Origin of the sequence: Halobacillus sp. Marseille-P3879, assembly GCF_900240285.1 — a bacterium.
Classification (GTDB): Bacteria; Bacillota; Bacilli; order Bacillales; family Halobacillaceae; genus Halobacillus_A.
In genome coordinates this window covers 1,235,950-1,257,213 of sequence record NZ_OESS01000001.1, presented here as the reverse complement: position 1 = coordinate 1,257,213, position 21,264 = coordinate 1,235,950, and the positions used below count along the sequence as shown (strand labels likewise).

The 21,264-nt window shown below is 40.9% G+C and carries 19 protein-coding genes; 6 read left to right on the top strand and 13 right to left on the bottom strand.

What is annotated here, in order from left to right:
* Positions 1 to 10: 10 nt before the first annotated feature.
* The 7 genes from C1A12_RS06160 to C1A12_RS06130 all read right to left on the bottom strand — a co-directional run bounded on the left by C1A12_RS06160 (position 11) and on the right by C1A12_RS06130 (position 7,135).
* Complete coding sequence (locus C1A12_RS06160) at positions 11 to 1,054, bottom strand: Gfo/Idh/MocA family protein (RefSeq protein ID WP_101842949.1); 1,044 nt, start codon at positions 1,052 to 1,054, stop codon at positions 11 to 13.
* A 7-nt stretch (positions 1,055 to 1,061) separates the two neighbouring features.
* A complete protein-coding gene (locus C1A12_RS06155; RefSeq protein ID WP_101842948.1) occupies positions 1,062 to 2,093 on the bottom strand; it encodes a Gfo/Idh/MocA family protein in 1,032 nt (343 codons plus the stop codon).
* Positions 2,094 to 2,118: 25 nt separating this feature from the next.
* Positions 2,119 to 2,838: a ThuA domain-containing protein gene (locus tag C1A12_RS06150; protein ID WP_101842947.1), complete on the bottom strand. Its 720-nt coding sequence runs from the start codon at positions 2,836 to 2,838 to the stop codon at positions 2,119 to 2,121.
* A gap of 25 nt (positions 2,839 to 2,863) precedes the next feature.
* The gene (locus C1A12_RS06145; protein ID WP_101842946.1) at positions 2,864 to 3,916 is read right to left on the bottom strand and encodes a LacI family DNA-binding transcriptional regulator; all 1,053 of its coding nucleotides are present in this window, start codon (positions 3,914 to 3,916) and stop codon (positions 2,864 to 2,866) included.
* Between the two features lie 23 nt (positions 3,917 to 3,939).
* The gene (locus C1A12_RS06140) at positions 3,940 to 4,764 is read right to left on the bottom strand and encodes a carbohydrate ABC transporter permease (RefSeq protein ID WP_101842945.1); all 825 of its coding nucleotides are present in this window, start codon (positions 4,762 to 4,764) and stop codon (positions 3,940 to 3,942) included.
* Complete coding sequence (locus C1A12_RS06135) at positions 4,764 to 5,624, bottom strand: carbohydrate ABC transporter permease (protein ID WP_101842944.1); 861 nt, start codon at positions 5,622 to 5,624, stop codon at positions 4,764 to 4,766. The genes C1A12_RS06140 and C1A12_RS06135 overlap by 1 nt, the downstream gene beginning before the upstream one ends.
* 206 nt (positions 5,625 to 5,830) lie before the next feature.
* Positions 5,831 to 7,135: an ABC transporter substrate-binding protein gene (locus C1A12_RS06130; RefSeq protein WP_101842943.1), complete on the bottom strand. Its 1,305-nt coding sequence runs from the start codon at positions 7,133 to 7,135 to the stop codon at positions 5,831 to 5,833.
* A 450-nt stretch (positions 7,136 to 7,585) separates the two neighbouring features.
* On the opposite strand from C1A12_RS06130, the gene C1A12_RS06125 reads away from it, so the two are divergent.
* On the top strand, positions 7,586 to 8,347 hold the full coding sequence (locus C1A12_RS06125) for a sugar phosphate isomerase/epimerase (protein WP_101842942.1): 762 nt from the start codon (positions 7,586 to 7,588) through the stop codon (positions 8,345 to 8,347).
* 40 nt (positions 8,348 to 8,387) lie between these two features.
* Here C1A12_RS06125 and C1A12_RS06120 read toward each other — a convergent pair whose 3' ends face one another.
* Positions 8,388 to 9,962 carry a glycosyltransferase gene (locus C1A12_RS06120; RefSeq protein ID WP_101842941.1) on the bottom strand — a complete coding sequence of 525 codons (1,575 nt, stop codon included), beginning with the start codon at positions 9,960 to 9,962 and terminating at the stop codon, positions 8,388 to 8,390.
* Positions 9,963 to 10,159: 197 nt separating this feature from the next.
* Between C1A12_RS06120 and C1A12_RS06115 the strand changes: the two genes are divergently transcribed.
* On the top strand, positions 10,160 to 11,212 hold the full coding sequence (locus tag C1A12_RS06115) for a hypothetical protein (protein WP_145997033.1): 1,053 nt from the start codon (positions 10,160 to 10,162) through the stop codon (positions 11,210 to 11,212).
* 28 nt (positions 11,213 to 11,240) lie between these two features.
* On the opposite strand, the gene C1A12_RS06110 is transcribed toward C1A12_RS06115, so the two are convergent.
* Positions 11,241 to 12,095 carry a MurR/RpiR family transcriptional regulator gene (locus C1A12_RS06110; protein ID WP_101842939.1) on the bottom strand — a complete coding sequence of 285 codons (855 nt, stop codon included), beginning with the start codon at positions 12,093 to 12,095 and terminating at the stop codon, positions 11,241 to 11,243.
* A gap of 139 nt (positions 12,096 to 12,234) precedes the next feature.
* Here C1A12_RS06110 and gnd point away from each other — a divergent pair, with 139 nt between their 5' ends.
* The 3 genes from gnd (at position 12,235) to gntK (ending at position 16,178) form a co-directional block, all read left to right on the top strand.
* Positions 12,235 to 13,131 (top strand): phosphogluconate dehydrogenase (NAD(+)-dependent, decarboxylating), encoded by an 897-nt coding sequence (gene gnd / locus C1A12_RS06105; RefSeq protein WP_101842938.1) that lies wholly within the window; start codon positions 12,235 to 12,237, stop codon positions 13,129 to 13,131.
* Positions 13,132 to 13,195: 64 nt separating this feature from the next.
* On the top strand, positions 13,196 to 14,551 hold the full coding sequence (locus tag C1A12_RS06100; protein WP_101842937.1) for a gluconate:H+ symporter: 1,356 nt from the start codon (positions 13,196 to 13,198) through the stop codon (positions 14,549 to 14,551).
* Positions 14,552 to 14,633: 82 nt separating this feature from the next.
* A complete protein-coding gene (gene gntK, locus C1A12_RS06095) occupies positions 14,634 to 16,178 on the top strand; it encodes a gluconokinase (RefSeq protein ID WP_101842936.1) in 1,545 nt (514 codons plus the stop codon).
* A 42-nt stretch (positions 16,179 to 16,220) separates the two neighbouring features.
* On the opposite strand, the gene C1A12_RS06090 is transcribed toward gntK, so the two are convergent.
* On the bottom strand, positions 16,221 to 17,054 hold the full coding sequence (locus C1A12_RS06090; RefSeq protein ID WP_101842935.1) for an MBL fold metallo-hydrolase: 834 nt from the start codon (positions 17,052 to 17,054) through the stop codon (positions 16,221 to 16,223).
* A 316-nt stretch (positions 17,055 to 17,370) separates the two neighbouring features.
* Here C1A12_RS06090 and manA point away from each other — a divergent pair, with 316 nt between their 5' ends.
* The gene (gene manA, locus C1A12_RS06085) at positions 17,371 to 18,327 is read left to right on the top strand and encodes a mannose-6-phosphate isomerase, class I (RefSeq protein ID WP_101842934.1); all 957 of its coding nucleotides are present in this window, start codon (positions 17,371 to 17,373) and stop codon (positions 18,325 to 18,327) included.
* 83 nt (positions 18,328 to 18,410) lie between these two features.
* Here the strand turns inward: manA and C1A12_RS21065 are convergent, their stop codons facing one another.
* From C1A12_RS21065 to C1A12_RS06075, 3 genes are all read right to left on the bottom strand, one after another.
* Complete coding sequence (locus C1A12_RS21065; protein WP_159462151.1) at positions 18,411 to 18,572, bottom strand: hypothetical protein; 162 nt, start codon at positions 18,570 to 18,572, stop codon at positions 18,411 to 18,413.
* Positions 18,573 to 18,898: 326 nt separating this feature from the next.
* Positions 18,899 to 19,786, bottom strand: coding sequence for an ROK family protein (locus C1A12_RS06080; protein ID WP_101842933.1), 888 nt, complete (start codon positions 19,784 to 19,786; stop codon positions 18,899 to 18,901).
* Positions 19,787 to 19,810: 24 nt separating this feature from the next.
* Complete coding sequence (locus tag C1A12_RS06075; protein WP_101842932.1) at positions 19,811 to 21,241, bottom strand: sucrose-6-phosphate hydrolase; 1,431 nt, start codon at positions 21,239 to 21,241, stop codon at positions 19,811 to 19,813.
* Between the last annotated feature and the right edge of the window lie 23 nt (positions 21,242 to 21,264).

The following is a 21,264-nucleotide window of genomic DNA, read 5'->3' as shown; positions in this document are numbered from 1 at the left end:
TCCTCCGTTCTTAATTAGATATTTTTACGCTCGAGCCGATTTCACTGCTCTTATATATAGCTTCTATCAATTTCGTAACTTTCAGCGCTTGTTCCGGCTTAACGACAAGTTCGGCTTCACCGCGGCAGCTGTCTACAAAGTTTTTTGCCTGAACAAATCCTTCACTCAAACTTTCTTTAGGAATGGCCGGCTGACTATTCCAAACAGCTCCATGTTTGGTTTGATAAAGTTGAAACGGGTAAACATCCATACCCCCGTCTACTCCCGAAATACTCAAAGCCGTGTAGTCCTCTTTAATATTAGCGGCCCATGAGCATTCGAATTGCATTGACAAACCATTTTCGAAAGTAATGTAACTAGTCACGTGATCATCAACGTTGAATGTTTCATGGTCAAAGGCACCCCAGTCATTCACCTGACCTGGTGTCTTACTTAATCGATCATATGTTTTCCCGATGACCTCAACAGGTACTGGATCATCGAGGAGCCAGAGAGCAAGGTCAAGCAGGTGGCAGCCAAAATCTATTAAGCTTCCTCCGCCCTGCAGATCTTTGTTCGTAAAAACTCCCCAGCCTGGTACTTTGCGTCGTCTCATTGCTTGTACTCTTGTGACGAGAGGATCACCAATCTCTCCCTGCAGAATCGTTTCTTTCGCCAGTTTAGCTTCCGGCATATGGCGAAAGTGATACGCAATAGATAACAGCCGGTCGTTTTTTTCAGCTGCTGTTATCATCGCTTCACATTCCTGGGTGGTAATGGCCATCGGTTTCTCGCATAAAACGTGGACCCCTGCTTCAAGTGCTGCTATTGCGATTTCAGAATGAAATTTGTTTGGTGTACAAATGGTAACAGCGTCGACTTCTTTAAATAGTGGTTCATATTCTTCAAATGCAAGTGGAATATCAAAGGTTTCAGCAACCAACCGGGCACGTTCCGCATTAACGTCCTGAACAGCTGTTAACTCGACATCGTCTGCCATTCCCACGTAGGCTGGTATATGACGTTCCTGCGCAATTCCTCCAGCTCCAATAATCCCCATTCTTAATTTACTCATAAAACAATCACTTCTCTAACTTTGTAATTTTCCGTGTTTCTCCTGATTCCAGGGCTGCAAGAATAACTTCTAAGGATCGTTTCCCCTCTTCGCCATCAATTAACGGTTTCTGATCCTTCACTATACATTCAACAAAGTGGTCGATTACTCCTGTATTTGATTGACCGCCTTCTTCGTTGGACTGGATTTGCCCAAGTTCATATTTAACCACTTCGCCGTTAGTATATTGGGCAACTAAAGAGTAATCTGGATCATCCTCCAGACGTAGCGTCCCTTTTTCTCCGTAGATAACAGTGGAGTTATCTTCGGCAGAATTGTACGCCCAGCTGGCAGTTAACGTACCGACTACACCGTGTTCTGTACGAAGAATACAAACAGCGTTATCATCAACAGAAATTCCCGATTTCGCATTGTTTTCAACGAAACCAGCAACATCAACAAACTCTTCCCCAAGGATATGGCGAAGAAGGTCCGCCTTATGTACCCCAAGATCTCCCATTGCTCCTATAAAGGCTTCTTCTTTCTTAAAAAACCAGCTGTCTTTTCCGTCTGCACTCCAGCCTTCAGGCCCACCATGTCCAAACGTTGTACGGAAACTGTACACTTTGCCTATTTCTCCTTCAGCAATCAGCTTGCGTGCTCTTTCATGAGATGAAACAAATCGCTGGTTGTGGGCGATCATTAATTTTTTTCCATTTTGCTCAGCCGCTTCAATCATTTGTTCTGCTTCTTCTCTTGATGTAGCCATTGGCTTTTCACACAGCACATTTGCTCCAGCATTTAATGCAGCAATTGAAACGGGCGCGTGAAGATAGTTTGGCAGGCATACGCTTACAGCATCAACTTCTTCTTTATTTAACAGCTCTTCATAATCTGTGTAGGATTTCGCTCCAAAGGCTTCAGCCGTCACCATAGCTCTTTCCTCTACAATATCGCAAACTGCGGTGATGTCCACTTCCTCATTAGCTTCATATTCTAATAAATGGCGGTTCTGTGCGATGCTTCCACACCCGATCACTGCAACTTTAAGTTTTGACATGGTCAATTCCTCCTTCTACTATTAATTATTTCTCAGAAATTTTTTCTAATGGCTGGGCATTACCGTAGACGTTCTTAGGAGTTCCTTCATTGTGTACCCATTTAACACCGTTTTGAATTACTTTCTGGACATCTTCGTGATAATACGTAGGGTAGGTTTCATGTCCCGGACGGAAGTAGAAGATCTTTCCACGGCCACGCTTAAATGTCGCCCCACTTCTGAAAACTTCTCCTCCTTCAAACCAGCTTACAAAAATTAGTTCATCCGGGGCAGGAATATCAAAGTGCTCTCCGTACATTTCTTCTTTTTCGATATCAATGTACTCTCCAAGCCCTTCTGTAATTGGATGAGTCGGGTCTACTACCCAGATACGTTCTTTGTCGTCGGCTTCACGCCATTTCAAATCGCATGTAGTCCCCATTAACTTCTTAAACACTTTAGAAAAATGAGCAGAGTGTAAAACAACAAGGCCCATACCATCCAGAACACGTTGTTTCACTTTTTCAGCAACTTCCTCTGAGACTTCTTCATGAGCTTTATGACCCCACCAGACTAAAACATCTGTATCGTTAAGTACTTCATCGGTAAGTCCATGTTCCTCTTCATCCAGAGTAGCTGTGCGTACTACATGCTCTTCTCCTTCAAGAAATTCTGCAATTGCACCGTGAATTCCTTCCGGATAGATGTCAGCTACTACTTGGTTCTCTTTTTCATGGCGGAATTCATTCCAAACTGTAATGTTCATTAACACTAACTCCTTTACATCATATTTAAGGTTCTAGTTTTTCCATAACTGGTTTTATAGAAAGACAAGAGTCCCTTTCAATTATATTAGTAGGGATGATTACCCCTCTTTTTATCATTTCAGGCTCATGAAGGATGTCAATTAAACCATTCGAAGCTTCATAGCCTAATTGATAAGGGTTTGTATCTATAGTCGTCAAAGGAGGATTTGATAATTTAGCAATCATCGTATTATTAAATCCTATTATACTGACGTCATCAGGCACTTTTATATTTTGTTCCTGCAGTGCTGACATGACGGTTAACCCATTATAGTCATCGGTTATAACCAGCCCTGTCGGTGGAGCACTTAAGCTCATTAAATCCTTCACAATCATTTTACCGTTTCGGACAGTATCACTGAGATCGATACTTCTGATCGAATGATCCTTCACTTCAATTCCGTGTTGCTTTGCAGCCTGTTTAAACCCTTTTAAACGATCTCTCGTTACTTCGAATTTCAAATCACCACCGATAAAACCAAGATCTCTATGTCCTTGATCGATTAAATAGTTCGTAGCTTCACGGCTTGCCTCGATATTATCATTGTCCACATACATGAACTTGTTGGCTCCATATAAAGGTTTACCTACCACAACGAAGGGAAAGTTATGATCCATCAAATAAGGAACCACTTTGTCGTCTTCTTTTGAATAAAGCACGATAATCCCATCTACACGTTTTCCTTGAACCATCTTTACTACATCTTGAAAAATTGATTCTTCTGATTCGCCTGTAGTGAGATTCAAGCTATAGTCTCTATTGTGGCAGGATTCACTTATCCCTTTAAGAATCTCTGAGAAGAACGGGTTTTCAAATGAGTGGGTGGCTGAGTCTTTCATGACAATCCCAATGGTTTGAGTGGATTGGCGTACCAGAACGCGGCCATTAATATTTAAGTGATAGCCCATTTCTTCCATTATCTTTCGAACTTTTCTTTTAGTATCCTCACTAATTCGCGGACTGTCAGATATTACACGGGAGACAGTGGATGGTGCCACATTTGCTCGCTTGGCAACATCTTTAATTGTGACAGACATGTTCATCCACTCCTTAAAGCTAATTATTTCACTGCGCCCTCAGAAACCCCTGCAATGATTTGTTTCTGAGCGAAGAAGTAGCCAATGATTACTGGAATAATAGCAATTGTCAGACCAGCCAGGGCAAGATGCCACTGCTTCGTATATTGTCCAAAGAAAAAGAACATCTTCAACGGTATGGTAGCATTTGATTCACTTAAAACTAAAGAAGGAAGCAAGTAGTCATTCCAAATCCAGATTACATTTAATATTCCAACCGTCACTGAAATTGGTTTTAATAATGGAAAGACGATATACCAGAACAATTGCAAACGGTTGGCTCCATCAATAATGGCTGCTTCATCCATTGACTTAGAAACACCCGTCATGGCGCCGTGATAAAGGAAAATAGACAAGCTGCATCCAAACCCTAAATACATAAAGATCAACCCGCCTGCGTTCAACATATCGGCCTGACCAAACAAAGCAACTAGAGGTATCATCACGGACTGAAAGGGAATAAGCATAGCTGCCACGAATATAAAGAACAACGTTCCGCTCAGCTTACTCTTATTACGTGCAAGTGCATAACCAGCCATAGAAGAGAAAATGATAATTATCCCGACACTTAAAACTGTGATCATTGTAGAATTAAACAACGACTTAAGAAACTCCAGGTCAATGAACGCTTCCACAAAGTTCTCTGTTATCCACTCTTCCGGTAATCCAAGAACCCCGGTGAAAATATCACGCTTTGTTTTAAATGCGTTCACGATCATCAAATAGAAAGGGGCAATCCATAATAAGCCTAGTACAATACCCAGCACTTCGATTGAGAATAAATTTCTCTTTTCATTGTTCTTTTTCATTACATCTCAACCTCCCGCTTCTTGTTGTAATAAACTTGAGTTAATGCCACAACGGATACAATCAAGAAGAAAATAACAGCCTTCGCCTGGGCATACGCCATATCGTTATCAGAAAATGCTGTGTTTACGATTTCCATAGCTACCATTTGCGTCTGGTTAGCCGGTCCACCATTTGTTAATGAAAGGTTCTGATCATAGATCTTAAAAGACATGGACAAAGTTAGAAACATACTTATCGTAAATGCCGGGGCAACAAGTGGAAAGGTTATGTTTTTAAAACGCTGAAACCCATTTGCACCGTCAATTTTTGCAGCTTCAATTAAGTCTTTCGGAATGTTTTCCAGATAGGCAATATAAATGATCATAATATACCCTGCCATTTGCCAGGCCGTAAGTATAACTAGCCCCCAGAATCCAGTATTTGCTGTAGAAAGCCACCCATTCAAGCCTTCAATCCCTGTTAAATCTCCAATGTCTCCAAATACACTAATAAAAATAAACTGCCAGATGAATCCCAGAATAAGACCGCCAATGAGGTTTGGCATAAAAAATATCGTTCTTAGAAGATTACTAGATTTCAAGTTTCTCGTCACAATTAAAGCCAATCCAAGGCCAAAGACATTCAATAAAATTACTGCTACGAACGCGAATTTGGTCGTAAACCAGATTGAATTCATAAACTCGCTTTCTTGAAAAAGGTTAATGTAGTTTTGAAAACCTAAAAACTCACTTGCTGCAATTCCATTCCAATCTGTAAACGAATAGATAAATCCGTAAATGAAAGGAATCACCACCACAACACCTAATCCTAATATAACTGGTGTAAGAAATAACCAAAAGGCAAGACTCTTATTACTCATCTCGACTGTCCTCCAATGCGGTTTCCATTAACTTTGATAGAATAGTTAATGTTTTTGTGAAATCGATTTCATAATGTGATGAAAGAGGAATATCTCATCTATTAGGCTGGCTATTCTTCTAAACACCCTAATAGAAAAGATATTCAATTGTTGAACCATTCAGGAGCATGAAACCATGCTCCTGCTGATTCATTTTTCTTAAAATATTATTGTCTGGCGTCTTCCCAGCCTTTACGTGCTTTTTCTTCTACTTCTTCCCACTCGATATCACCGCCAAGGTATTCCTGCATTGCAGAACCTAAGTGATCTTCAGTCCAGGAAGTAGGTGCTCCCATAAATACCCATCCGAGTGTTTCTTCGGCAGTGGCATATTCATAAACTTCTTGAGAAATAGGGTCAGCAATATTTTCGTCTTCGTATCCTTCATAAGCTGGAATAAACTTAAATTCTTCAGTTACAAACTTTTTGCCTTCGTCAGACATATACATCCAGTCTAAGAAGTCTTTACTTGCTTCAATAACTTCTTCATCTGATTCGCTGTTTACTGCCCAGTTGTTGGATACTCCTACAGGCAGTTTGCCTTCCTGTCCTTCAACTGGAATAGGAAGAAGTCCTACGTTATTTTCCGCAAATTCCGGATCCATAGATTCGATCGTATTATAAACCCAGTTCCCTTGCTGGATCATAGCTACGTTACCAAGAGAGAAGTGCTCTTCTACCTGTTGAGAGTAATCGAGACTTAATACTGGTCCTACAGAATAATCAGCCTGTAGATCTAAGAAGCGCTGCATTTGGTCTCCTTGTTCAAATTCTACGGTATCGGCTTCATAAGCTGTTGATAAGTTATTATCAAATTCAGTGGCTAAGAATGTATTGGCTAAGTGGTTACCAAGAACCCACTGTTCTTTAGCTGGCAAGGCAAACGGTGCTTCAATCCCTAAATCACCCTTCTGCTCGTCCAGCGTTTGAACAGCTTCTTCTAAATCATCCATAGACTCAATAGATTCAGCATCAATACCTGCTTCTTCGAATACTTCTTTATTGTAAAGAAGTCCATAACCTTCCTGGTTGAATGGAAGGCCTAATATTTCACCGTCACGGTCTACAGCTGAAAGCGTTCCTTCCAGAGCCGCACCCGCTGCTTCTGTATCTGACAGATCCGTAAGATAATCTTCATATTCATCCACATCAGCAGGTCCGCCTACGTTAAAGATATCCGGGTCTTCTCCGGATGAGAAGGCTGTCTTCAGAGCTTGTCCATAATCATTCCCGCCGCCAACAGTTTTTACATTAATATTTACATCCGGGTTTTCCTCTTCATACATATCTACTAATTCTTCAAACTGATCCTTAAACTCTACTTTAAATTGAAAAACATCTACTGTTACTTGTTCTTCAGATCCTTCATCACTACCAGATTCTGAACCTCCCGAAGAGAAAGAACACCCCGCTAAAACTGTTGAAGCTAATAACACCGAGGCCATCCCTGTATAAAACTTTTTCTTCTGCATGTAACACACTCCCTTGAATTTTTTCAGGCAATGAATGCGCTTCCACTATTCACGTAAAAAAAGATTGAATTGCTTCTTTGCAAGGTTAGGTGCACTCGTTTGCATTACCTATAAGGTAATTTCGCACAAAACCATGAATACGCTTAACAACCGCTTATTGGAATAATGATTGCGTTTTCGTGAATACGTTTGCACACTTTCATTGTCTAAACTATATCACGGTCATTTCAGAAAGACAACATGAATTTTCAGAAAAAAATTAAGAAAAAACTATCCATATTTAACCATCGCTCTTTGAATGCGATTGTAGCAACATTCTTATGGCAAACGTTTTCACAAAAACTCTTATAAGAAAGTTAAAATTTTTTATGGATTTTGCAGAAAATTTGGTTTTTTGAAATCATTTTTGTAAGATTTAGTAGAATACATTAATAGAAATGAGGGAGATTTTTGAAAACAATACCAGTGGCCGTTCAATTGTATACTTTGCGGGAAGAAACAGAAAAAGACTTCGAAGGCACTCTGAGAAAGGTAGCCGACTTAGGCTTTGAAGGAGTTGAGTTTGCCGGACTTGGGGATTACACCCCCGGCGATATGAAGAAACTATTAGATGAACTTGGTCTAAAAGCTGTCTCCAGCCACATTCCTCTTGAACAAATTAAAAATAATCTAAATCAAATGATTGAAGTACAGAAAACACTCGGAAGCAAGTACATCGTCTGCCCTTATTTCGAACCGAAAAACGAAAAAGATTACTATGAATTGATTACCATTTTAAAAAAGGCAGGGGAAATGTGCAGTTTAGAAGGAATAAAACTTTGCTATCATAATCACGATTTTGAACTAGAGAAATTGTCGAACGGCCAAACCGCTCTTGAAACAATTTTTGCTGAGACAAGCCCTCAGGAACTGAATACGGAATTGGATATTTACTGGTTGAAAAAAGCCGGAGAAGACCCGGTGGAATGGCTGAAACGTTACGAAGGAAGAACCCCTCTTCTCCATCTTAAAGATATGACGAAAGATGATGAACAGTTTTTCGCAGAGTTAGGAACAGGGGGAGTAGATGTTGATGCGGTATTAGCGCTAGGTGAAGAAGCACAGATTAAGTGGTGGATTGTCGAACAGGACGTTAGTCGTAAAACAGCTTTTGAAAGCTTAGAAATCAGCATGAATTACTTAAAATCAAAACTCCCTCACTTAGACAAGTAACTAAAAAGGTCAGCACTCACTATCTGAGGCTGACCTTTTTTTAATCCCTGGTATTCTTTTTATATTCTTCTACTTTTGCAATTGAGGAGAGAAACTTCTTCTTATATGATTCCTTACTGTATTCATTGCTTATAAATTCAGCTCCTCGAATGCCCATTTCTTTTGTCTCTTCAGGATTACGGAAAAACTCGATCATACCTTCAGCTAAAGCATCAAGGTTCTTATCCTCTACGAGTTTTCCTGTTTTATTGTGCTGGATGAGGTCATTCGGTCCGTACCTTACATCATAGCTGATCACTGGAGTCTCATTTGCTGTGCTTTCAAGAACAGACAACGCAAACCCTTCACTTTTTGAAGTAAGAACTGAAAACAAACCGCGCTTATATACTTCATCTGGATTATGAGTGTACCCTTTAATCTTTACGTTTTCCTCAAGGTTATTGTCCCTGATCAGACTTTTGAGCTTCTCTTCTTCGGTCCCTGTCCCCCACACTTCAAGCCTGGCGTCAGGAATTTCGTTCACTACTTTTTTAAAAGCTTTAATGATGTGATCAATTCGCTTTAATGTGGATAACCGGCTTACGACTACTGCTAATTTAGGATCTCTTTTATTAGTTGAAAGAAGCTTCTTCACAGTGCCCTTTTCTTTGTACTCATGAAAATGAGGAATGGTATGGAAAAATTCCTTCCTGCCGAAACGTTGTATTAAATCCTGCCTTTGCTGTTCCGTTAAAACAAAAGCCCCATCATACCTGTCCAGGTTTTCAATTCCTGCTTTTACCTTTGAAGCAATTTCTCCGTTTTCGTCGAATGGATAGTGAACGTGACTGCTGTGCAGACGCCAGATTTTAACTGCAAGTTTATCAGGAATTCCTGCGAGTACTTCGTCTGTACTGCGCGTGTCGGATATTACAACAGGGTCCTTATATTGAGACAAAATGCTAGTCAGCCAGTCCACTTTAAACTGAGTGCTCCCCTCCCGATAAATTTTTACGATTTCATTTTTTTTCGGGTTAAATTGATTAATTCTTAAAACCGACTCGCTTTTTGGATCAATCCACTCAGATAAATAAGCTTCCCCTTTCTGATTGTAATAAACTCTCTGCCTCGGCTTGTTCTTATTATAATCCATAAAAACAACACGTTTCAGATTTCCTTTAGGATCATAGTCTTCCCTCTTTGTCCGGTACCTGTTTTCATTAAAATAATCAATAAAATTCAGATGGTCATTTTGACCGTAATCAATATATTTGGTATATACGCCGTTTTGATAAATACGATAGGCGTTTTTTCCGTTGCGTTTATCAATCGTTCCGCCATCAGCTAACTCTTTAAGTGTCTTCTTTTTAAGAGTCTTTCTGCTCGGTGACAGCTTCATATTGCCATCGAGAGCTTCGTAGTGATTTAATATCGTAACTTTAGGATGAATTTTCCCCATTTCAATTAATTCTTTTCTAATTTTAGGATAATTCAGGTTGAAGTTAAAAGTTACCATGAATACTTCAAATCCCATTTCTGCAAACGTGGAAGCCTGCTTTAAAGAAGCCTTAGTCAGGCCCCCTCTTACCAGGTCAATTGAGTTCATTAGGAAAAAAATCGGCTGTTGTTTGTCCATTCTCTCACCTGCTTCAGCTAGTTAGTTTGTATTGTGTAAGATATTACATTCGCGAACTACGATTTTTTTATGTGGATACCACCTTGTTTTTTCCCACATTTCACAAAAATAAACTTATTCATTCCTCCAATAATAAAAAATTGGGCTATCACCTGCTTCTTTTTAAAACATATTATAAAATTAAAGGGCGTGAGAATATGAAAGGAAAAGAAATTCATTATTTTGCAGGTAACCACACAGCTAAAGGTTTTTATCCATTTTATGCATCTAATTTCCAGAGCCTAAACCATGTAGTGAGATGGAAAAGAGAGGAATTTACCACGGATGAAGATCCGCTTATGAAAGCTGCTGAAGAATGGAGAGATAAAGGATTTAAGTTAGAAATGATTCATAGTTCTTCCAACGCTAAAGCGCTAGATGGACTGATCCTTCCGGAATTAAAAATCGGAGTGTATGCCGGTCATCATCATGCCCGCAGTTTTGGCAGAGCGTCAGAGCGTTTGATCACTACTCCTGTGGAGCAAAATCTTAAACCAAAAAGAGAGGTTTATAAGCGTCAAATTAAAGAAGCCTGGCACCAGGCTCACAGTGCATTTAAAACAGGACTTGATATTCACGATGACCTTGAGATGATCTATATTACGAATATGAATTTTGCCAAAGCAGATGAACTGACCTCCGATTTCATCAAACATCTCGAGATACCGAGCATCAGCCCTGCACCCTCAAGACTGACAAAACATCGTTTCTTAGGCTCTTCCACCCCTGAGGGAGTCATCGATTATATCCCTAACTTAACAGAAGATCTTCAACGCCGGTATTTTATTAAAGGACGCGCAGGTACAGGTAAATCAACATTTTTAAGAAAAGTGGCCAGTGAAGCTGAGCAGAACGGCCATAGTGTGGAAATCTATCATTGTGGATTTGATCCTGAAAGTATTGATATGGTAGTTGTCCGCGATTTAGGTTTCTGTGTTTTTGACAGTACGGCTCCTCACGAATATTTTCCTGAACGCAAAGGGGATATTGTTATTGATTTATATGCAGAAACTGTAGCAGCCGGTACGGATGAAAGATTTGCTGAAGAAATTGCAGAGTTAACTACAGGTTACAAATCCTATATGAAAAAAGGGATTAAGCATTTAGAACAGGCAAAATATGTGAGCGATGAGTGGGCTGATATATGCGGGAACACCGATTCTACGGAAATCAGTCAGGAAATAAATAAAGATCTAAAAGCACATATGTAAAAGCGGGGCCATACTGACCCCGCTTTTTTCACAGCCTTTTCAGCGACATAGCTTCCCTCATTCTCTCTAAGGAACGTTTGCCCTTATCCTGCATTGCGATCATAATATTGGTGTATAAAGCGTCCATTATGCTTAGCTGAGCAATTCTTGAAGAAAAAGCTTCAGATCGAAAATCTGTTTCTTCTGAAACCGTGTATAACGAAATATCTGCCTCTTTGGTCAGCGGGGACTTCGCAAAATTTGTAACTGCAATAATTTTTACATCCTTTTCTTTCAGTACCCTCAGCACGTCGAGAGAATCTTTAGTCGTACCAGAATGTGAAATGATGACGGCAGCATCTTGATTTTCCAATTGCGAGGCCGACATAAGCTGCATATGGGAGTCGATCTGTGTAGAAACAGACAAGCCGGAACGGATAAACTTATGATATCCATCCAGCGCTACCACAGCGGAACCGCCGCAGCCATATAATTCAATCTTTCTGGCAGCAAGCAAAGTTCTAACTGCCTGTTCGATTGCCTGTCCATCTAGAATTTGCAGTGTACTTTCAAGGGTTTTGCTGTTAGAATGAAAAACTTTTTCAGAAACGGTAGCCATACTGTCTCCATCATTAATTTCTTCGTGAATATCTTTTATTGGAGTCACGATTTCTGCTGCTAAAGCGATCTTCAATGCCTGATACCCCTTAAATCCTATCCGTTTACAAAACCTGAAAACTGTAGATTCTGCCACTTCCAATTCATCCGCTACCTGGTTAATTGTATAGTGTATGATCATTTCTGGATGTTCAAGGATGTAGTCCGCAATTAACTTCTCTTTATCACTAAACTTTGAATAATTGCTTCTTATTCGTGCCAGCCCATGCTGTGTCTCATTATCCATCTTCTGATCCCCTCCTATTGGTTCATGGTTCCATTATAAAAGAAAAAAATATTTTTTTAATGTCTTGCTTATGAAAAAATTTTTGATATAATCGCTCGTAGATGAAAAAATATTCTTTTCATTAAAAGGAGGTCTTCACATGAAAATAGGTATGGTAGGGTTAGGCAAAATGGGCCTGAACTTAACGTTAAATTTACTCGACCACGATCATGAAGTGGTTGGTTATGATACGGACTTAACCATCCAAGACAAAGTCAAACATGAAAAATTTTTCTACAGAAGCTCACTGGAACAGCTGGTAGCGGAAATTCCTTCTCCAAGGGTAGTATGGGTAATGGTACCTGCAGGGGAAATTACAGAAAAAGTTTTGAAAACCCTTTCTGAGCTTTTAGACTCTGGGGACATGATCATCGATGGAGGAAACTCAAATTATAAAGACACGCTCAAGCGTGCTGAGTTCCTAAAAGACAAGGGGATTTACTTCTTTGACTGTGGGACAAGCGGAGGTACTGACGGGGCACGCAATGGGGCCTGCACAATGATTGGAGGACATCCGGACAAATTCAAACATATTGAACCCATTTTTGAAGACGTTTGCACTGAGAACGGATACCTATATACAGGGAAACCTGGCAGCGGACATTTCTTGAAAATGGTCCATAACGGTATTGAATACGGAATGATGCAAGCCATTGGAGAAGGATTTGATATTCTCCATAAAAGTGAATTTGATTTCGATTATGAAAAAGTGGCAAAAGTTTGGAACCACGGGTCCGTGATTCGATCATGGCTCATGGAGTTAATGGAACAAGCTTTCTCAAAAGACGAAAACCTTGACGAACTTAAAGGAGTCATGAACTCATCCGGTGAAGGAAAATGGACTGTCGAAACTGCACTCGAGCTCCAGACTTCCGCCCCGATTATTGCTCTATCTTTAATGATGCGTTACCGCTCTCAGGAGGAAGATACGTTTTCAGGTAAAGTAGTTTCAGCACTTAGAAATGAATTTGGCGGACACGGTGTCGTGAAACAATAAAGAATCTTAGCTCTATAATGCTTAATGTGAAAGCGGTTAATTAGATTTAAAAGGAGGAATTTATATGTCAGATATATCATTAATATTTATAGCTATGGCGGGAATCTTTCTACTATTATTCTTAGTTATTCGAACGAAGCTCCATGCCTTTGTAGCCCTTTTGCTCGTCAGTTTAGTTGTCGGAATTGCAGCAGGAATGCCTTTAGGTGAAGTCATTGAATCTATGGAAAGCGGTATGGGCGGCACACTCGGCTTTGTCGCTGTTGTAGTAGGCTTAGGGGCTATGTTTGGTAAGTTGCTTGAAGTTTCAGGAGGAGCTGAACGGCTTGCCCAAACGTTAATTGCTAAATTCGGGGAAGATAAAGCTCAATGGGCCCTTGGTATCACAGGCTTCCTCGTTGCTATTCCTGTATTCTTTGATGTCGGTTTCATTATTTTAGTTCCAATTGTTTATGGATTAGCCAAAAAAGCAGGAAAGTCTATTTTATACTATGGGATTCCACTACTAGCCGGCTTAGCTGTCACCCACAGCTTCATCCCTCCCACTCCTGGTCCGATCGCAGTAGCTGATTTAGTCGGTGCTGATCTAGGATGGGTCATTCTGTTTGGTGTATTAGCTGGTATTCCATCTATGATTCTAGCAGGACCTGTTTTCGGCCGCTATATTGCTTCTAAGATAAACGTCGGCGTGCCGGAATATATGGAGATCAGTGAAGACGAAAAACAAAAAGAGTATGACAAAGAACTTCCCGGATTTGGTTTGATCGCCTCATTGATCTTTATTCCATTAGTGTTAATCCTGGTGAATACAATTTCGGAATTACTTCTTGAGGAAGGGAATTTATTCCGCAGTATCGCAACCTTCCTTGGTCACCCGTTTGTCGCTTTAACAATAGCTACACTCCTTACCTTTACTTTCTTAGGGACGAAACGTGGATATACGCGTGATGAAGTTCAGGGGATAGCTACTAAAGCGCTTGAACCTGCTGGTATTATCATCTTAGTAACAGGTGCCGGCGGCGTCTTCAAGCAAGTCTTAATTGACTCTGGTGTTGGTGACGTTCTTGGTGAAATTATGATTGATTCTGCTCTACCTCCAGTGCTGCTGGCCTTTGTTATTTCAACAGCTGTCCGCCTGGCACAGGGATCAGCTACCGTTGCTATGGTATCTGCCGCGGGTCTTGTCTCGCCGCTCATTGAAACACTTGGTTTAGAAGGTCCGGTCCTTGGTTTAGTTGTTATTTCCATTGCCGCAGGCGCTACGGTATTCTCGCACGTCAACGACTCCGGATTCTGGCTGGTTAACCGTTACTTCGGCCTGGACGTTAAAGACACGTTAAAGTCATGGACAGTTATGGAAACGATCATCGGTTTCGTTGGTTTTGCAGTCGTATTCGTCATAAGCTTATTTATATCGTAAAATAGAGTAAGATATGAAAAGGGATGGCCTCTGAGTCTGTCCCTTTTTCATGAATAGCAGTAAACATATAGGAGGAACAGCGATGACTACACAATCTTTCTATCTAGGGGTAGATATTGGGACAACCAGTACAAAGTCTGTCCTATTTAACAAACAGGGGGAAGTGATTAATCAGCACACCATTAATTACCCTCTACATACCCCTAACCAGCTTGTAGCTGAACAAAACCCATCTGAGATCTTAGAGGCTGTCCTCGGTACCATCCGGGAAACGGTCCGGAAATCTGAATTGAAAGAAGAAGAGCTTTCTTTCGTTTCATTCAGTTCTGCCATGCATAGTTTAATTGCCGTAGGTGAAAACGATGAACTATTGACAAACAGTATTACATGGGCTGATACAAGAAGCGCAGAATATGCCAAAAGAATAAAAGAAGAACAAAATGGTCACGAAATTTATTTACGAACAGGTACTCCTATCCATGCAATGTCGCCTTTATCAAAACTTGTTTGGATGAAGGAAGAAAAGCCCGAAATATTTGCAAAAGCAAAGAAATTCATATCCATTAAAGAATATGTTTTTCATAAGTTATTTGGTGAATATATCATAGACCACTCCATTGCTTCAGCCACCGGTTTATTTAATTTAAATGAACTTAATTGGGATGCAGGAGCGCTCGAAGTAGCTGGAATCAGTTCAGACCAACTATCCGACATTGTTCCAACTACTTACTCCATTAAAGGAATAAAAGAAGAATATCAACCCTACTTAGGGATTAATAAACAGACACCTTTTATTGTGGGCGCCAGTGACGGCGTTCTTTCTAACCTTGGTGTGAATGCAATTGATCCAGGGGTGATTGCGGTCACGATCGGGACAAGCGGAGCGATACGTAGTGTAACCAATGAACCAAAAACTGACCCTAAAGGACGGATTTTCTGTTATGCCTTAACTGAGGATCACTGGGTTATTGGCGGACCTGTCAACAATGGCGGGATGGTATTACGCTGGCTGCGTGATGAATTCGCTGCAGCCGAAGTGGAAACTGCAAAACGTCTTGGAATCGATCCGTATGATGTGTTAACCAAAATAGCCACTAACGTTCCGGCCGGTTCTGACGGTTTAGTATTCCATCCATTTCTTACAGGAGAAAGAGCACCATTATGGAACTCCAGTGCACGCGGCTCCTTCTTCGGACTTAGCATTCATCATGAAAAGCAGCATATGGTGAGAGCCGTGCTTGAAGGAATAATTTATAATCTATACACTGTCCTTCTTGCCCTTGAGGAGCTGACTGGCGAGCCTCAACGAATTCAGGCCACAGGTGGATTTGCCCGTTCAGAAGTGTGGCGTCAGATGATGACTGATATTTTTGATAAGCCTGTAGTTGTTCCTGAGAGCTACGAAAGCTCCTGCCTGGGTGCCATCGTGCTCGGAATGTATGCAACTGGTGAAATTGAAGATTTCAGTATTGTTTCAGAAATGATCGGTCATACGCATACCCATGAGCCCGTACCCGAGACATCAGGTGTTTACCGTGAACTCCTTCCTATTTATATTAGATTGTCTCGTTTACTGGAAGAAGAATACGGTTCTATTGCAGAGTTTCAGAGAAAGCATATAAAATAAATGCAAAAGATCCCTCATTTTATAAGTGAGGGATCTTTTGTATTATTCCTTTCTGTTTACAAACCTGCCATGATCGGGAATTGCTATTTGTTCGAATTCATTATCCAGTTTCTCTAAATTACTTTTTAAATTCTCACCGGTCATTGGGAAACCATGGCCAGTTACTGCAAGCTTAGGATTAAGGGATCTCAGTCTGTGCACAGACTTCCACGCTTGATCCCAATCTGTAGTTAAATACCGTGGAGGACCACTGATTTCTTGCTTTTGAGTAAGGACTTTAACTAAGTCTTCTTGCTTAACAGTAATAAAAGCATCACCAGCTAACAGCGCTCCATCCTCTTCTCTAAATAGCGATACGTGCCCCTCAGTATGTCCAGGTGTATGCACCCACTGCCACCCTTCCATGTAAGGAACTGTATTGTCTTCTGGTAAAGACTGAACGTGTTCTCCTAAATCAATTCCTTCATTCGGAAACATACGGGACATTTTAGCCACCAAACCGCCTTCTACACTAGTATCAGGTTCAGGATAGTCTTTTTCTCCGCTTAAATATGGCATTTCCAACTCATGAGCATACACGGGTACGTCCCACTCCTGCACAAGCTCTTCTACTGCACCCACGTGATCAAAATGTCCATGAGTCAATATAATTGCTTTAGGTATGCTGTTCTCTCCGTAAATTTCAGCGGCTGCCTCTTTTATACGCTCTGCCGATTTTGGCATCCCGGCATCTACTAATACCCAATCATGGTTATTTTCTTTACTTCCAACAAAACAGACATTAACAACCTGTATCGTAAGACAATGGATGTCTGAAGCAAACATCTGCTCCATCCCGCTAGCTACGGATGTTACTGGTACTAGTTTATCTTCCATCTCATAATTACCTCCTTTCTTCTTTAATTTCCACGATCCTCTTTAGACTACACCTTTTCCTATTACATACTTTTTATAAATACCAGCTCCCCCATTTACCAAAAGCACTCCTGTAAAGTAGTCTCTTCATTTCTTTTTTTACTATCCTCACTAAAAATGTTACACAGCAACCCAGTAACCTCTCTCACATCGTCACTTTTACAGAGTGATTAAGAAGTTCGACCCTGCATGAATAAATAACGAACACGCCTCTCTGTAACTTGTGATACAATGACCGATAGAGTTAACTTTCAGACGAAAAAGGTGTGAAGCAACTATGTATAAGGAACCAATTTTTCTTAAGCCTGAATTTAAAGAAAGAATTTGGGGCGGAACAAAACTTAAAGAGATCTTCAACTATGAGATTCCTTCTGAGCAAACAGGAGAGTGCTGGGGCATCTCCGGCCACACAAATGGACCAAATATCATTATAAACGGACCATTGGCGGGGAGAAGGTTGGACGATGCCTGGAAAGAACATCGTGAATTGTTCGCCAATGAACAGGGAGATGAGTTTCCACTGCTTGTTAAGATCCTGGATTCAAAAAAAGACCTCTCAGTACAGGTACATCCCGATGATTCCTACGCTCGTGAAGTCGAAAATGAAAACTATGGCAAAACGGAGTGCTGGTATGTTATAGACTGTGAAGAAGGGTCTGAAATCATTTTTGGACACCATGCCAAAAGTAAGGATGAGCTTGCTGCCATGGTGGAAAATGGTGAGTGGGATCAATTACTGCGCCGAGTATCTGTTAATCCCGGCGACTTCTTTTATGTACCAAGCGGAACGATCCATGCGATTGGGGAAGGCATTCAAATTCTGGAAACCCAGCAAAGCTCGGATATTACGTACCGTGTATACGACTACGATCGGGTAGGTGCTGACGGAAATAAACGGGAACTTCATTTGGATCGCTCGCTGGATGTTACATCGGTCCCTCATAAAGACCCAAAACTTAGTCGAGATTCATACCTTGAAGCGGGATTACGGTTTGAGAAACTGGTCGAGGAAGAATACTTTACCGTTCACCATTGGGATTTAGATGGGAAAAGCAACGAACTCTATCCAAAAAAGTATACGCTGGTGAGTGTCCTTAACGGCGAAGGGCTCGTGCACGTTGATACAAGGGAATATAAATTCAAAAAAGGTGATCATTTTATCATTCCGGCGACAATCGAAAATTTCACAGTCAGCGGACGTGCTCAAATGATTACTTCCCATTCAAATAAGTAACCATGTCACGCACAGCAGAACATGCTGTGCGTGTTTTTATATCATTTCACCCACTTAAAAAATGACCTTCATGTTCACGTGGTTCACATAAAGGCAATTGCAAGTAATATATAAATAGGATAGTAAATTTCTCTTAATCTTTTAACGTCTGCTTTTCCAATAACCTTAAAAACAAGACATAGCAGTAACTTACCTCCTGGCTGAACTAATCGATGTGTTGTTGAACCATTGATTAATTTTTTCATTGTATTCCTTCCCATAGTTTAACAAGGCGTGGCCGCCCTCCTCATATTCAATATATTCTAAACTCAGAATTTAGTTTGGATAGCTTACCGGTCAACTCTCTTGCTTGCTCGACAGGAACTCCCCAATCTTCCTCCCCTTACATAATAAACGGAAAAGAGCAGAAATAGTCAAAGACCTCTTTTATTCAAATTCAAGCAAATCATCGTCCTGCCAGATTAGTTGTCAGCTGATCATAGAGGCCTTTCATTTTAAGATGTTAAAAGTCTCAAATAAAAAATCGAGTGTGATACCTACAAGGTTTCACACTCGATTACATAAGTTTACTCTATTTTTCAATCGCACTGCTATTTCGAAGCGCCAGCCCTAATGCGCCCTTTACACCAGCTTCGTCCGTCAATCCCGGAGCTACGATATATTGGTCAATATTGTCTGCTGTTAGTCTTGGTGAACTTACGTATCCATTCAACATATCTACCACGTTTTTTCGAATCATCTTAAACAGCTGCTCTTGCTGCATGACGCCTCCCCCCATAATAATACGCTCCGGGGAAAGGATATAAATGTAATTCACAAGTGCCTGAGCTAAGTAATAGGCTTCCATCTCCCATACTAAAGGGTCCTCAGCAAGCTCTGCCCCGGCTTTTCCCCAACGCTCTTCAATTGCAGGTCCGGCTGCCATTCCTTCTAAGCAGTCATTATGATAAGGACATGTCCCCGCAAAGGCATCTTCCTTATGACGACGCACTGCAATATGACCCATTTCGGGATGAGAAAGACCTGTAAGCGTTCCGCCATTTACGATAGCACCTGCGCCTATACCCGTCCCTACTGTGATATATAAGCAGGTATCTACATCAACTGCGTTCCCCCAGCGCGCTTCAGACAGTGCAGCTACGTTAACATCTGTGTCCACTACGACGGGGATTTCAAGGTTGAATTCAAGCTCTCCTGCCAATGGAAAGTCGATCCAATCCATCTTAGGGGTCTTTTGAATCTGCCCATACGTTCCGCCCTTTTCATTAATATCAATTGGGCCGAAGCTTCCAACTCCCATTCTCTCTATATCCTTATTACGAAAAAATTCGTAAACCTTGGGCATAGTTACCGCAGGAGCTTCGGTTGGAATCACCACTTTTTCAAAAATATGGCCATGTTCATCTCCTACAGCACACACAAATTTTGTTCCTCCGGCTTCAATTGCTCCAATTTTCATCCTCTCACTCACCATCCCATGAATTTATCTAATGTGTATTGTATCATTTCTTAAGCTCCAAATTTGAACTTGGGACGAGTTTCTTGTATTTATAGTTAAGGAATCGTTCCCAGGCTGAGCAAATATTCTTGCTGTGAATACTTCCTCCCCATCATTTATAAATACTTCTAATGAGGAATGATCCACAAATATATGGAGACGCTCCAAACCATTTGGAAGGTAGCAGCTTCGTGTTTCTTTCGTTCCATCAACATAGCTTGGACGCTCCAGTGTAGCTAATCCTGTTTCACTATTATAGCTCAATAGTGCATAGTCAAAGATGGAAACCTTCTCTGCTTCGCCTATCAATTCAACTTCGGAAGTTCTGGAAATTGAAGTGAAGTACTCGCCATCGATTATAAGTCTTTTAGCTTCACCTGTACGGAGTTGCTTAAACTCCTCTAAAGGCCGTTGATACAGCTTTCCTTTTTGGAGTGCAAGCTGTCTCGGCAGCGTCATTTGATGGACCCAGCCATTTTCTACAGTGGGCTGAGCAGCTTCATTTTGCTCTGGTACTCCCATCCAGCCAATTAAGATTCGTCTCCCTTTGTCGTCCAGCGTGGTTTGCGGAGCATAAAATTCAAAACCTCGATCAAGTTCAATAAATTCACCATGAGAAAAATTGCTCTTTTCATAATTAAGATGGCCGACGGTATAACCGCATTGATATTGATTATTGTAGTGAATGCCCTGCGATACTAAACCTTGGGGAGAGAATAAGAAAATATCCTTGTCCTCCAATTTAAAAATATCCGGACATTCCCACATATAACCTAACTTTTCAAAAGGCTCTTCCTCTGCATGCGTCAAGATCCCCCTGTGAGTCCATTCTTCGAGATCCGGAGAGGCAAATAAAACAGCACTTCCTATTTTATCTATTGTTTGAGCTCCAATTACCATATACCACAAATTATCATGTTTCCATACTTTAGGATCACGAAAATGAGGGGTATACCCTTCAGGGAGTTCGATTCTTACACCTTTTTTATCAAAATTAACGCCATCCCTAGATTCAGCTGAACACTGGTAAGTCTTACGATTTCCTTGTGTATCTTTTACATTACCCGTGTAAAAGACCTTCAGTTTTTCTTCATCTGCTACAGCGCTCCCCGAATAACACCCATTTTTGTCAAACCAATCACTTGGTGTCAGGGCGGCAGGCTCAAACTGCCAATCAACTAGATTTTCTGATGTAAAGTGGCCCCAGAGCTTAGCACCGTGCCCGGTATGAAACGGCATCCACTGGAAAAAAAGGTGGTACCTTCCCTTCCACTGAATCCAGCCATTCGGATCATTTAACAAACCGACAGGAGGAGCTGTATGGTATCCGGGAAAGTAAGCGTCCTCTTTAACGTGCTGAAAGTGCTGATTTACAGCATCGTCAGCTTGCTTTCGTAATTTAACATCCTCATTCATAAAACAATTTCCCCTTAAATGGA